The sequence below is a fragment of the Thermosyntropha tengcongensis genome (genome assembly GCF_055381335.1).
Window position 1 is genome coordinate 2,270,082 of sequence record NZ_AP042437.1, and the last position, 12,068, is coordinate 2,282,149.

Annotated in this window: 11 protein-coding genes and 1 riboswitch; all 11 genes read left to right on the top strand. The window is 42.8% G+C overall.

Annotated elements, in window-relative coordinates; translation table 11 throughout:
- Window positions 1–14: 14 nt before the first annotated feature.
- Window positions 15–1,061: an L-erythro-3,5-diaminohexanoate dehydrogenase gene (gene kdd, locus ACZ42E_RS11105; RefSeq protein ID WP_464892369.1), complete on the top strand. Its 1,047-nt coding sequence runs from the start codon at window positions 15–17 to the stop codon at window positions 1,059–1,061.
- Window positions 1,054–2,085: a lysine 5,6-aminomutase reactivase subunit KamB gene (gene kamB, locus ACZ42E_RS11110; protein ID WP_464892370.1), complete on the top strand. Its 1,032-nt coding sequence runs from the start codon at window positions 1,054–1,056 to the stop codon at window positions 2,083–2,085. The genes kdd and kamB overlap by 8 nt, the downstream gene beginning before the upstream one ends.
- A 15-nt stretch (window positions 2,086–2,100) precedes the next feature.
- Entirely contained in the window at window positions 2,101–3,654 is a 1,554-nt protein-coding gene (kamD, locus tag ACZ42E_RS11115) for a lysine 5,6-aminomutase subunit alpha (RefSeq protein WP_464892371.1), read from the top strand.
- A gap of 2 nt (window positions 3,655–3,656) precedes the next feature.
- The gene (kamE, locus tag ACZ42E_RS11120; protein ID WP_464892372.1) at window positions 3,657–4,445 is read left to right on the top strand and encodes a lysine 5,6-aminomutase subunit beta; all 789 of its coding nucleotides are present in this window, start codon (window positions 3,657–3,659) and stop codon (window positions 4,443–4,445) included.
- Window positions 4,442–4,831, top strand: coding sequence for a 3-aminobutyryl-CoA ammonia lyase (gene kal / locus ACZ42E_RS11125; RefSeq protein WP_464892373.1), 390 nt, complete (start codon window positions 4,442–4,444; stop codon window positions 4,829–4,831). Before kamE ends, kal begins: the two co-directional genes overlap by 4 nt.
- A 2-nt stretch (window positions 4,832–4,833) precedes the next feature.
- Entirely contained in the window at window positions 4,834–5,652 is an 819-nt protein-coding gene (gene kce, locus ACZ42E_RS11130) for a 3-keto-5-aminohexanoate cleavage enzyme (protein ID WP_464892374.1), read from the top strand.
- Between the two features lie 5 nt (window positions 5,653–5,657).
- Window positions 5,658–6,329, top strand: a complete 672-nt coding sequence (locus ACZ42E_RS11135; RefSeq protein WP_464892375.1) for a CoA transferase subunit A — start codon at window positions 5,658–5,660, stop codon at window positions 6,327–6,329.
- Window positions 6,329–6,964, top strand: a complete 636-nt coding sequence (locus ACZ42E_RS11140; protein WP_464893537.1) for a 3-oxoacid CoA-transferase subunit B — start codon at window positions 6,329–6,331, stop codon at window positions 6,962–6,964. The genes ACZ42E_RS11135 and ACZ42E_RS11140 overlap by 1 nt, the downstream gene beginning before the upstream one ends.
- 286 nt (window positions 6,965–7,250) lie before the next feature.
- Window positions 7,251–8,657, top strand: coding sequence for an amino acid permease (locus ACZ42E_RS11145; protein WP_464892376.1), 1,407 nt, complete (start codon window positions 7,251–7,253; stop codon window positions 8,655–8,657).
- A gap of 930 nt (window positions 8,658–9,587) precedes the next feature.
- Window positions 9,588–11,072 (top strand): sigma-54 interaction domain-containing protein, encoded by a 1,485-nt coding sequence (locus ACZ42E_RS11150; RefSeq protein ID WP_464892377.1) that lies wholly within the window; start codon window positions 9,588–9,590, stop codon window positions 11,070–11,072.
- A gap of 127 nt (window positions 11,073–11,199) precedes the next feature.
- Complete coding sequence (gene cobO, locus ACZ42E_RS11155) at window positions 11,200–11,721, top strand: cob(I)yrinic acid a,c-diamide adenosyltransferase (protein WP_464892378.1); 522 nt, start codon at window positions 11,200–11,202, stop codon at window positions 11,719–11,721.
- A 103-nt stretch (window positions 11,722–11,824) separates the two neighbouring features.
- A riboswitch (cobalamin riboswitch) is annotated at window positions 11,825–12,007 on the top strand.
- The last annotated feature ends 61 nt before the right edge of the window (window positions 12,008–12,068 follow it).

The following is a 12,068-nucleotide window of genomic DNA, read 5'->3' on the forward strand; positions in this document are numbered from 1 at the left end:
AAGGAGAGGTTTGTATGACGATGGGATGCCCCTATGGTACACACCGTGTAATTGAGCCGAAAGGAGCTTTGCCGCAGCCAGCATGGAAGGTTGATAACCGGATGGATGTTGTGTATGATAATGAGATTTTGGTTAATGTTGAAGTGTTGAATATCGATTCAGCTTCTTTCACTCAGATTAAAGAAGAAGCAGATGGAGATCCGGAAAAAATAGCCCAGATTATTTTGAAAACTGTAGGAGAGAGAGGAAAGCAGCACAATCCGGTTACTGGCTCAGGTGGGATGTTCATAGGTACAGTAGCCAAAATAGGGAGTTATTTGAAAGATGTCAAGAAAATTCCTCTTAAAGAAGGAGACAAGATTGCGAGCTTAGTTTCTTTGTCCCTCACACCGCTCTATATTGAAAAAATCAAGAAGGTACATCTGGAGACGGATCAGGTAGAAATTGAAGGAAAGGCCATACTTTTTGAAAGTGGGATTTACGCAAAATTGCCTGATGATATGCCGCAAAAATTGGCTTTGGCTGTTTTGGATGTGGCGGGAGCGCCAGCGCAGACTGCTAAATTAGTAAAGCCTGGCGATACAGTTATGGTTATCGGAGGAGGAGGAAAATCTGGCCTCTTATGCTTGTATGAGGCAAGGCGAAGAGCTGGGATAACAGGCAAGGTTATCGCCCTCGAATATTCTGATGAAGGGGTAGCAAGGGCTAAAGAGTTAGGAGTGTGTGATCATATAATCCAGGGCGATGCGCGTGATGCGGTATTTGTGCTTAAGGAAGTAGAAAAAGTAACTGATGGGAAATTATGTGATGTAGTAATTAATACTGTAAATATTGAAGGTACTGAACTGGCATCTATTTTAGCCACCCGTGACGAAGGGGTTATCTATTTCTTCAGTATGGCGACTAGTTTTACCAGAGCAGCTTTAGGTGCTGAAGGTATAGGCAAAGATGTAATCATGATAATTGGAAATGGCTATACAAAAGGGCATGCAGAAATATCGCTGAGTCTTCTGAGGGAGAGTGCCAAACTTTATGAAATGTTCAGCCAGCTCTATGCCTAGACTTAAAAAAATTACAAGCGAAGATGTACATTTTCTCCCTTTAATTAAGGATGCAGGCTTAAGGACTGTGGCGGTATTGGGAACCGTTAAGAATGCGGGGAAAACAGAGGTTTTGACTCACATTATAGCTGAAGCGGCTCAAGAAGGCATAAAACTAGGAATCACGTCAATTGGCAGGGATGGTGAAGAAAAAGATGCGGTTTTTTTAAACCCTAAGCCGCCTATTATAGCCCCTAAAGGGAGCTTGGTCCTTACTTACTTGGGATTTGCGAAAGAGGCTCTCCCTCAGCTGGAAATAAGGGAAGTTGTGATTAAAAGCCATTTGCAGTATGGAACTCTGGCTATAGTGGAAGCTATGGAAGATGTAAGGCTTCAAGTAGCAGGGCCTTCAAAAAAAAGTGCGGTAGGATACGGTGTTAAGAGATTAATAGGGCATGGAAGCGATTTGGTATTAGTGGATGGAGCTTTAGACAGAAGGGGCGCAGTAGATCCTGAGCACATAGAAGGGCTTATTTTGTCTACAGGTATGGCACTGGCTCCTCAAATAGAGGAAGTTGTGGAGATGACTTATCACTATGTAAACCTGCTGAGACTTCCTTTATGGAGGGATGAAGTACCGGAAAAAGTTGCTTACCTAAAAGAGGGTAGGTGGCAGGAAACAGGAGAGGATTTGGTTATAGGGGAGGAAGAAGGCTTTGTAGCCTCCCTCCCCCCGGGGACAGAGGCATTATATTTGAAAGGCGCTGTTACAGACAGGTTAATCAGGGCTTTAAATAAAAATAAATGTTTCCCGACCATTGTTGTAGATTCGCCATTTTCAATTTTTGTGGATAAGGTTTTGATGAGGAATTATCAGCGGCGGAGCGGGGGGATTTATGTGCGCAAACATTTTAGGCTATTAGCAGTAACTGTTAATCCCTGGAGCTCTGCTAAAGTAGCAAAACCTGAGCAATTAGCTTGCGCTGTTAAAGAGCGCATTCCTGAAATACCAGTAATTGATGTTTTGGCAAGAATACAGCTGTGAAAGAGGTGTCTGGTTATGGACAAACTTCAGGTTGATCAGGAAAAGGTAAAAAAGGCACGGGAGCTGGCCAGGGAAATAGTATCCCGGGTTTATACAGATTTGATTGCTATTAACACTACCACTACTGTGGAGAGAAGTGTTGCAAGGCTTATGGGAGTAGATGGAGTAAATGAAGATGGTATCCCTCTGCCTAATGTAATAGTGGATCATTTAAAAGAAGAGAAGGTCTTAGGCAAGGGAGTTGCCTATCATATAGCGAATGCCGCGCTTCATACTGGGCTTACTCCCCAGGAAATAGCGGAAAAATTGGCAGAAGGTACTCTTAATATCGCTAGTTTGCCGCCTAAAGATGAAGGGGCCATTATAGAAAAGGCGTTTGAGATATGCCAGGAAGGGGCTAAGAAGATAGATGCCAGCAGGAAAAAGAGAGAAGAGATGATTGCGAGGCTTGGAGACCCGCCTCAGCCTTATGCTTATGTAATTGTTGCGAGTGGTAATATCTATGAGGATACTGTTCAGGCACGTTCAGCTGTGCGGCAAGGGGCGGATATAATAGCGGTTATCCGCACTACTGGACAGAGCCTCCTTGATTATGTTCCTTATGGCATAACTACTGAGGGATTCGGAGGAACTTATGCCACACAGGCCAATTTCCGCGTAATGCGGCAAGCGCTGGATGAAGTGGCAGAAGAAGTAGGGCGCTATATAAGGCTGACCAATTATGCCTCAGGTTTATGTATGCCAGAAATTGCCGCTATGGGAGCTTTGGAACGCTTAGATGTCATGCTCAATGATTCCATGTATGGCATCATCTTCCGCGATATAAACATGAAGCGTACCTTTGTGGATCAATATTTTTCCCGCATGATAAATGCATATGCTGGGATCATCATAAACACCGGGGAAGACAACTATCTTACAACCGCTGACGCATACGAAGCAGCCCACACAGTAATAGTTTCGCAATTCATAAATGAGCAATTCGCATTTTTATCCGGACTTAAGGAAGAATTGATGGGCCTTGGCCATGCTATGGAAATTAATCCCGAAATAGAAGACAGCTTTTTATGGGAACTTGCTCAAGCCCAACTGGTAAGGCAGTTATTCCCCAGGGCGCCTATAAAATATATGCCGCCTACCAAATACATGACCGGGAATATATTCCGCGGCCATGTACAGGATGCGATGTTTAATGTGGTTTCTATGATGACCAACCAGAGTATTCATCTGCTGGGGATGCTTACAGAAGCTATCCACACCCCTTTTATTCAGGATCGCTACTTGAGCCTTGAGTCTTATAGAATGATTTTCACAGCCATGAGGCATTTGAGTGAAGAGCTCCTATTTAAGCCTAATGGAAGATTGCAGAAAAGGGCTGACGAGGTATTGGATAAGGCTGTTCAGATGCTGGAAGAGGTTCTGGAGATTGGCCTTATGGAAGCTATTGCCCGCGGCATGTTTGCTGACATTGCGCGCAGCCCGGATGGAGGCAAAGGTTTGGATGGAGTGGTAGCTAAAGAACCTGACTACCTCAATCCATTTATAGATATTTTTCAGGGAAGGGAGTGAGGATGTTGATAGAGGTTGATCTGACAAGGATAAAGCCTTATGGTGATACTCTGGGAGATGGCAAGGTACAGGTATCATTTACCTTGCCAGTGCCTGCCTCAGATGAGGCGCAGGAAGCGGCAAGGCTCCTTTGTGAGAAAATGGGTATGGAGGATCCCCAGGTAGTATACATGAAAGATTTGGGAGAAGGTTTTAGCTTTTTTGTAGTTTATGGAGCAGTAAATCATACCGTTGACTTTACCAAAATAGTAGTTCCCAAAGTTGATGTCACAGTTTATTCAAAACAAGAGATTGTTAAGATGGTTGAAGAACAGCTGGGAAGGGAAGTAGTTGTGGTAGGGGCTTGCATAGAGTCAGACGCCCATACAGTAGGGATAGATGCGATTTTGAACATGAAGGGATACAACGGGCATAAAGGCCTTGAAAGCTATCACGGATTCAGGGTTTATAACATGGGAGCCCAGGTGCCGTGTGAAGAGCTGATAAGAAAAGCGGTAGAGGTTAATGCTGACGCTATTTTAGTATCGCAGGTAGTTACTCAAAAAAATATCCATATACAGCAGTTAACTAAGCTTATAGACCTTCTGGAGGCAGAAGGACTTAGAGACAGGTTTATTCTGGCGGTTGGAGGCCCTAGGATCAGTCATGAATTGGCTAAAGAATTAGGATATGACGCAGGTTTTGGACCAGGGACTTACGCGGAAGATGTCGCCTCATTTATTGTTGATGAGTTATTAAAGAAAAAGGAGGTTGAAGAGCCATTAAGTGGTATGGTGAATGGGATGCCATGATAAGAATCAGGGTATCCGAAGAAAATGTACATTATGCAGGAGGTTTAGTAGACGGAGCTTTTGTGCTTAAGTTGTTTGGCGATGTGGCCACAGAATTGTTGATACAGCATGATGGTGATGAAGGCTTGTTCAAGGCTTATGAACAGATTGAGTTTGTAAATCCAGTGCGCGCAGGTGATTATATAGAAGCTTTGGGACGCATAACAAAAGTTGGCAATACATCCCGGAAGATGGAATTTTTAGCGCGCAAGGTTATCCAGAATATGAATTTGCCGGAACAGCCCTCCGCGTGCGAGATTTTAGCTGAACCTATTATAGTGTGTCGAGCAGTTGGCACCTGCGTGACTCCTAAGGAATGCCAGCGCTTTAAGAGAGAGGAGGGTTAGTTATGACTCCTTTGATAATAACAGCAGCTATTGTAGGGGCAGAGGTAACTAGGGAACAAACCCCTTATTTGCCGATTACGCCGCAGGAAATTGCTGATGAAGCAGCGAGATGCAGGGAAAATGGGGCTTCCATAATCCATCTGCATGTGCGTGATGAACAGGGGCGGCCAACTCAAAATCGCGAATATTTTAAGAAAGCTATAGAAGCGATAAAGGATAAAGTGCCTGATGTCATAATACAGGTCTCAACGGGGGGAGCAGTAGGGATGACCCCTGAGGAGAGGTTACAGCCTGTTGACCTGGCTCCTGAAATGGCCTCACTTAGCACGGGAACAGTGAATTTTGGAGATGATGTATTTTTTAATCACCCGCGCGATATTGAGATTTTTGCCAAAAAAATGAAGGAAAATGGGGTTAAGCCTGAAATCGAGGTTTTTGACAGTGGGATGGTATATAATGCTGTAGCTCTGGTAAAAAAAGGTCTACTTGATGAGCCTTTACACTTTGATTTTGTGCTAGGAGTGCCAGGAGGAATGCCTGCTACCGCTAAAAGCCTCCTTTTCCTGGTGGAAAGCATACCTCAAGGCAGCACCTGGTCTGTAGCTGGGGTAGGAAGGTATCAGCTCATGATGAACATGTTGGGGATTGTATTAGGAGGGCATGTGCGTACGGGGCTGGAAGACAATATCTATTTCTCAAAAGGGGTATTGGCTAAAGGCAGTTGGGAATTAGTAGAAAGGATAAGGAAAATTGCTAAAGAGTATGGAAGGGAAATAGCGACTCCTGATGAAGCAAGAGAGATTTTGCGACTTAAGAAGTGAGGTGAATGGCTATGGGCTGCAAGGTGATTGGCTTCAAAGAAGCTGCGGATTTAGTAAAAGATGGGATGCAGATAATGGTAGGTGGATTTATATGTGTAGGGACTCCTCCTGGACTGATGGATGCTTTGGTAGATAAAGGGGTCAAAGATCTGACTGTAATATGTAATGACATGGGTCGGCCTGATGAGGGAGTAGGTCGCCTAGTACATCATCGTATGGTTAAAAAAGCTATATTTTCCCATTGTGGGACTAATCCGGAAGCTCAACAGCAGATGTTGGCAGGGGAAATGGAGGCTGAATTTGTGCCCCAGGGAACGTTGGCAGAAAGGATTAGGGCTGGTGGAGCAGGTTTAGGAGGCGTTTTAGTAAAGACGGGGTTGGGAACAGTTGTGGAAGAAGGCAAACCGCGCATAGAAATAGACGGGCAGCTTTATCTGTTGGAAAAGCCTTTGCGTGCTGATGTAGCTTTGCTTAAAGCTCATAAGGCGGATGAAAAAGGTAATCTTATCTACAGATATGCAGCGCGTAATTTTAATCCCATAATGGCAATGGCAGCAGAGACTGTGATCGTAGAAGTCGATGAGATTGTGCCAGCAGGGGAAATTAATCCCGATTATGTTCATACACCAGGGATTTTTGTGGACTATATGGTGCTGGCCAAAAGGGGGGATAAATGATGAATGCTAAAGAGTATATCGCAGCAAGGGTGGCCAAAGAGTTAAAACCTGGTATGCTGGTGAATTTGGGGATCGGCCTGCCAACGTTGGTTGCGAATTATATCCCTGCTGATGTGGAAGTAATATTCCATGTGGAGAATGGCTTTGTTGGTGCAGGGCCAAGGCCAGCTAGCGGGGCAGAAGATCCGGACATAGTGAATGCGGGAGTAGAGCCGATAAGTTTGGTGCCAGGAGCAGCTACTATTGATTCTTCCCTTTCTTTTTCCATCGTGCGCGGGGGACATCTTGACGTTACCGTACTGGGAGGCTTGCAGGTAGATGAGGAAGGTAACCTGGCTAACTGGATGGTTCCGGGGAAAATGATCGCAGGAATGGGTGGAGCTATGGATTTGGCGACTGGAGCCAAGAGGCTTATAGTGGCCATGGAACATACCACTAAAGATGGAAAGGCCAAGATAGTAAAGAAATGCAGCTATCCATTAACAGAAAGAAAAGTGGTAGATTTAATAGTTACAGAGCTAGCGGTAATAGAAGTGCGTGCGGGGAAGCTGTTCTTAAAAGAGGTGGCACCGCATAGTTCACTTGAAGAAGTTTTGGACAAGACAGAGGCTAGTTTAACCATTGATTTAAAATAAAAAGAATGCCAATAAGGAATTTTAAGGAAGTTCAAAAGGAAAGAAAACAAAAGTCACTGGTTGGAAACTTTGTCTACATGAGGAAGACCTTAAGTCAGTTTTAGCAAAACCAGTTTTTGTAATCTTTTTAATAAGCTGTAACTACCGAAAGGGGGTGTATAAATGGCGTAATTAGTCATTTACGCTGGAACTGAAGTCTGCATTTTCTAAAATGCGGTGCCCACCACCTAGTATTTTACAGCAAAGCATTTTTGTGAGCAAGAATATCAGGGGGAGGAATTATAAGATGGCTTTAAATCATGAAGGAGAACTAAAAAGGAGTATGAAAACCCGCCACCTTAACATGATAGCAATAGGCGGGGCGATTGGGACAGGGTTGTTCCTGGCTACTGGCTACTCGTTAGAACAGGCTGGCCCAGGAGGAGTTCTAGTTGCGTATGGTGTACTGGGCATAATGATTTATTTTTTGATGACAGGGTTAGGGGAAATGAGCACCTATATGCCAGTATCTGGTTCTTTTGAAACCTACGCGACTAAATTTGTGGATCCGGCGTTTGGTTTTGCTTTGGGATGGAATTACTGGTTTAACTGGGCGATAACGGTGGGAGTAGAGTTGGTAGCTGCCGGGATTTTAATGAAATATTGGTATCCGGATGTCCCTGTAGTTGTGTGGTGTTTTGTTTTCGGAGCTTTGCTCTTAGGCCTTAATCTGTTATCAGCAAGGGCTTATGGTGAAGCTGAATACTGGTTTGCTGGACTTAAGGTAGTGCTAATCATAACTTTTATATTAGTAGGCTTGGCTATGATTTTAGGATTAGTAGGCGGACATACCTATGGGGTGAAAAACTATGTGGATTATGGAGGGTTATTCCCCAAGGGAGGATGGGCCATAGCACTGATTGTCTTTGTGGCAGCCTTTTCGTTTCAGGGAACTGAGCTGATAGGTATAGCGGCAGGTGAATGCGAAGAGCCGGAAAAGAATGTACCCAAAGCTATTAATACCGTATTTTACCGAATATTGCTGTTTTATATGGGATCGCTCTTTGTGATGGCGGCTATTATTCCCTGGAATCAGGCAGGGGTAGAAGTAAGTTTGTTTACGCTTATATTTAAAAAGGCAGGCATCCCTTATGCAGATGACATCGTCAATTTTGTAATACTTACCTCGGCCTTGTCATGTGGCAATTCGGGATTGTATGCTGCTAGCCGTATGCTGTGGGCAATGTCTAAAGAAGGTAAGGCACCTAAGAGTTTGGGCAAAACTAACAGCCGCGGGGTTCCGGTAATAGCGGTATTGTTTACAATGATAATTGCAGCTTTTAGCCTATTTTCAGGTTTGTATGCTGAAGATACTGTTTATGTAGCTCTGCTTTCCGCTTCTGGTCTGGCTGGTTTGATCGCATGGTTGGGTATTGCAGTAAGCCATTACCGGTTCCGCAAGTGGTACAAAGCTCAGGGGTATCGTTTGGAAGACCTGAAGTACAGGGCTCGCTTTTATCCAGCTGGACCTATTATATCCATAATTGTAATTGTTTTTGTAATGATTGGACAGTATTTTGATCCAGCCGCACGTTTGAGCCTTTATCTTGGGCTGCCTTTGTTCGTCTTACTGTTTATTATCTATAAAGTCAAGTATAAAACGAGGCTGGTGCCTATTGTGAATGAAGCGGCTGCGGAACAGGCAAAGGGTTGATTCCATAACCAGCTTTTTAACAAAAAACTGCTGGGAAATGAGCTTATATAATTATTTTTAGATTGGAGGCTTCCACATGACTTGTCATAGGTTGTGTGGAAGTTGTTTTTGCTCAAGTTTAAGAGGATTTTCAGGTTTTTTATAGTTGATTACAGGGATTGTGAAAAGGAGATGTGCATGGTGACTATTTGCCTTAAAGTCAAAATTTTTTAAAAAGTTTTATTTTTTTATGCTTGGTTATTTAGTCTTATGAGTTATGTGATAAAATATATTAATAAAAGGATTGTCGGTTTTTGCGTCTGAGATGTAAATTTTTGTACAAAAATGGATAAAATTACAAATATTTGCTCTATTTAGGTAAGTTGTTTTGAATAAAAAAGATATATTGAGTAGTTTTAAATAGATGAAAAAATACATAGGCTTATGTAACTATGTAAAATGGTGCATTTTTGTGTGTGGCAGGTAATCATATCATTTGATATAAGCATTTCTGGCTTTTTGTTTATTCCTGTGGTGCTAAGGTTGTTCCCACTAGTAGGCTAGGTGAATTTAAAAGGTAGTTATTTTTATTAATTGCCGGTGTTTTTAGGAAGTTTATAGGGGCTTTTATATAACAATTTGCTATAAAAATCTAAGTATTTAAACGATTATATTATTAAATTAAATAGCTTAATTCTTTATTTCAGTTTTAAATGCAAGGATTTATATGGTTTTGGTAAAATCTCGAATGGGCTTTTTTGAATCTTTTTAGGATAATTTGCTGAGGAATTGTGGTGGAGAGAGGAAAAGTTAAAAGTGACAAAAATGTTTTCATAGGTTCTGCTGTTTATGGAGGGAAAACGTTTTTTAAACTTACAAACAGCAGAGCTCCTGTGAGTTTTTATAAACAGTCACAGTGGCATAACTGTTTTAAACTATGGGGGTGTCTTAATGTCTAGAGAAGATCAAAAAGGGGATGCAGGCCAGCCGACAGAAGCGTTTTACCGCAAAGTGCTTGAAATTATTTTAGAGAACCTGGACTGGGGGATTCAGGTTACAGATCGTGATGGGTACACCATATACTATAATGAAGCAGCTTCGCGCATTGATGGGATAGCGCAGGAGGATGCCATTGGCAAGCATGTTCTAGAGATGTTCCCCTCGTTGTCAGAAGAAGGAAGCACCATATTGAAAGTTTTGCGTACTGGTAAGCCTAGCCTTAAGCAGGAACAGGAGATAATGAATTTGCATGGGCGCAAGTTTTATCTCTATACCAGCACCATTCCCGTAATTATTGATGGGGAAATACGGGGGGCTGTTGATATATCAAAAGATCTTTCGGAAATAAAAGATTTGATGGAAAAAGTCATTGGCCTTCGTGAGGAAGTTAAAGCATATCGAAAACTGGATAAAAATTTATCCGTAAATGAAGAGGCATATTATACTTTTGATGATATTATAGGCGAATCAATGACGATAAAAGAAATAAAAGAAAAGATGCTAAAAGCGGCGCGCGGCAATTTCCCTATTTTTGTCTATGGGGAAACTGGAACGGGAAAAGAGTTGTTAGTCCAGGCAATCCACAATGCTAGCCCACGACGGAAAGGACCTTTTATTGCTCAAAATTGTGCCGCTTTGCCAGAAAATCTCATGGAAGCTATTTTGTTTGGCACGGTGAAAGGAAGTTTTACAGGAGCGGAAAATAGGCCAGGCCTTGTTGAATTGGCTGATGGCGGGACGTTGTTTTTAGATGAGATTACTTGTCTGCGCTTTGATCTGCAGGCTAAACTGTTACGTTTTTTGCAGGAAGGCTATGTGCGGCGCATAGGTGATAATAAGGTGAGAAAGGTGGATGTGCGTGTTATGAGCGCTACCAATGTGGAACCTCAGGAAGCGCTGGAGAAAAAGCTGCTAAGGCCGGATCTATTTTATCGGCTTAATGTTATGAGCTTGAGGTTGCCCCCTCTCCGGGAAAGGATGGAGGACATACCGCTTTTGGTAAAGTCTTTTATTAGCCAGTTTAATCGTCAGCTGGGCAAGGATATCCAAGGGATAAGCCGTGAGGTTGAGGGAGTATTGATGAATTATCAGTGGCCGGGGAATATAAGGGAGCTGCGGGGAGTCATAGAATACGCGGCTAATTTCTGCGACGGAAAATTTATTCAGCTGCAAGATTTGCCAGAATATATTCTAAAGAATGCTTACGAAATAAGCGATAAAGAAATAAATCTTGAAGAGATAGATTGGGATCAGGATTTGCGAAGTTTTTTGCAGGCTATGGAAGCAGAGCTTATACGCAGGGCGTTGAAAAAAGCGCATGGCACTGTGAGCAAAGCTGCCAAAATGCTAGGCATACCACGGCAGACTCTCCAATATAAAATGAAAATACTAGGGATTGAAATGGAGGATATGTCGCAAGAAATGCTAAAAAATTAGCAGGTGGTGACTATAATCGGGCAAAATATCGAAGAGCAGGTGGGAAAAATAAAGCTGCTTCTTGGTCTGAAAGGTGGTATGGATTTTGCATAAAGGTATAAATAAAGACCAAGAAGGAGGAACCTGGGTGAAAAAAGGGTTGGTGATGGTATATACAGGAAATGGGAAGGGCAAAACTACTGCGGCGTTAGGGCTGGCTTTTAGGTGTTTGGGGCATGGTAAAAAAGTGTACATGATTCAGTTTATGAAAGGTGGAGGGGAGTACGGAGAGATTCAAGCTGCTCGTTTTTTTCCCAATTTTACATTGGTTCAGAGAGGGATGTCTTCTTTTGTGAGAAAAGGGACACCGCGTCGTGAAGATGTGGAGTTGGCGGAAAAAGGCTTGGAACTGGCTAGAGAGATTTTAAAAGATGGCAGCTATGAACTAGTTATTTTAGATGAAATAAATGTGGCTGTAAGTTTTGGTCTTTTAAAAGAAAGTGATGTCCTGGAGCTTATAGACCTAAAACCTGAACATGTTACAATGGTTCTAACAGGACGTTACGCTCCGCCTGGGATTATTGAAAGGGCGGATATGGTAAGTGAAGTTATGGAGGTAAAACATCATTATAAACAGGGGATAACTTCTCAACCAGGTATAGAATATTGATAAGATTTTAATTTTATGCATCATAATTTTTTACTCTTGCTCAATAATTAGGTATAATATTTTTGTATAAAAAATTTTTAGGTTGTAAAATATAGTTTGATTTTAATTGAGTAAGGCAACTGGTGCCCAGTTTTGTGCTGGGCTTAAAAGGGAAACCGGTGAAAATCCGGTGCGGTCCCGCCACTGTGAGGGGGATGGATTGCGTAGAATGCCACTGGGGATTCCTGGGAAGGTGCGTGATTCGATGAACCCGAGCCAGGAGACCTGCCAGTTGCTGTACCCTTTAAGGCCTGCGAGGACGGGTAAAAGGGAGGTGGGGATATTTGTGCCTGTAAGGTGCCTCCGTC

Excerpts from the sequence above, each read along its gene's own strand:
- kdd (WP_464892369.1), top strand. The coding sequence starts at position 15 with ATGACGATGGGATGCCCCTATGGTACACACCGTGTAATTGAGCCGAAA.
- kamB (WP_464892370.1), top strand. The coding sequence starts at position 1,054 with ATGCCTAGACTTAAAAAAATTACAAGCGAAGATGTACATTTTCTCCCT.
- kamD (WP_464892371.1), top strand. The coding sequence starts at position 2,101 with ATGGACAAACTTCAGGTTGATCAGGAAAAGGTAAAAAAGGCACGGGAG.
- kamE (WP_464892372.1), top strand. The coding sequence starts at position 3,657 with ATGTTGATAGAGGTTGATCTGACAAGGATAAAGCCTTATGGTGATACT.
- kal (WP_464892373.1), top strand. The coding sequence starts at position 4,442 with ATGATAAGAATCAGGGTATCCGAAGAAAATGTACATTATGCAGGAGGT.
- kce (WP_464892374.1), top strand. The coding sequence starts at position 4,834 with ATGACTCCTTTGATAATAACAGCAGCTATTGTAGGGGCAGAGGTAACT.
- ACZ42E_RS11135 (WP_464892375.1), top strand. The coding sequence starts at position 5,658 with ATGGCTATGGGCTGCAAGGTGATTGGCTTCAAAGAAGCTGCGGATTTA.
- ACZ42E_RS11140 (WP_464893537.1), top strand. The coding sequence starts at position 6,329 with ATGAATGCTAAAGAGTATATCGCAGCAAGGGTGGCCAAAGAGTTAAAA.
- ACZ42E_RS11145 (WP_464892376.1), top strand. The coding sequence starts at position 7,251 with ATGGCTTTAAATCATGAAGGAGAACTAAAAAGGAGTATGAAAACCCGC.
- ACZ42E_RS11150 (WP_464892377.1), top strand. The coding sequence starts at position 9,588 with ATGTCTAGAGAAGATCAAAAAGGGGATGCAGGCCAGCCGACAGAAGCG.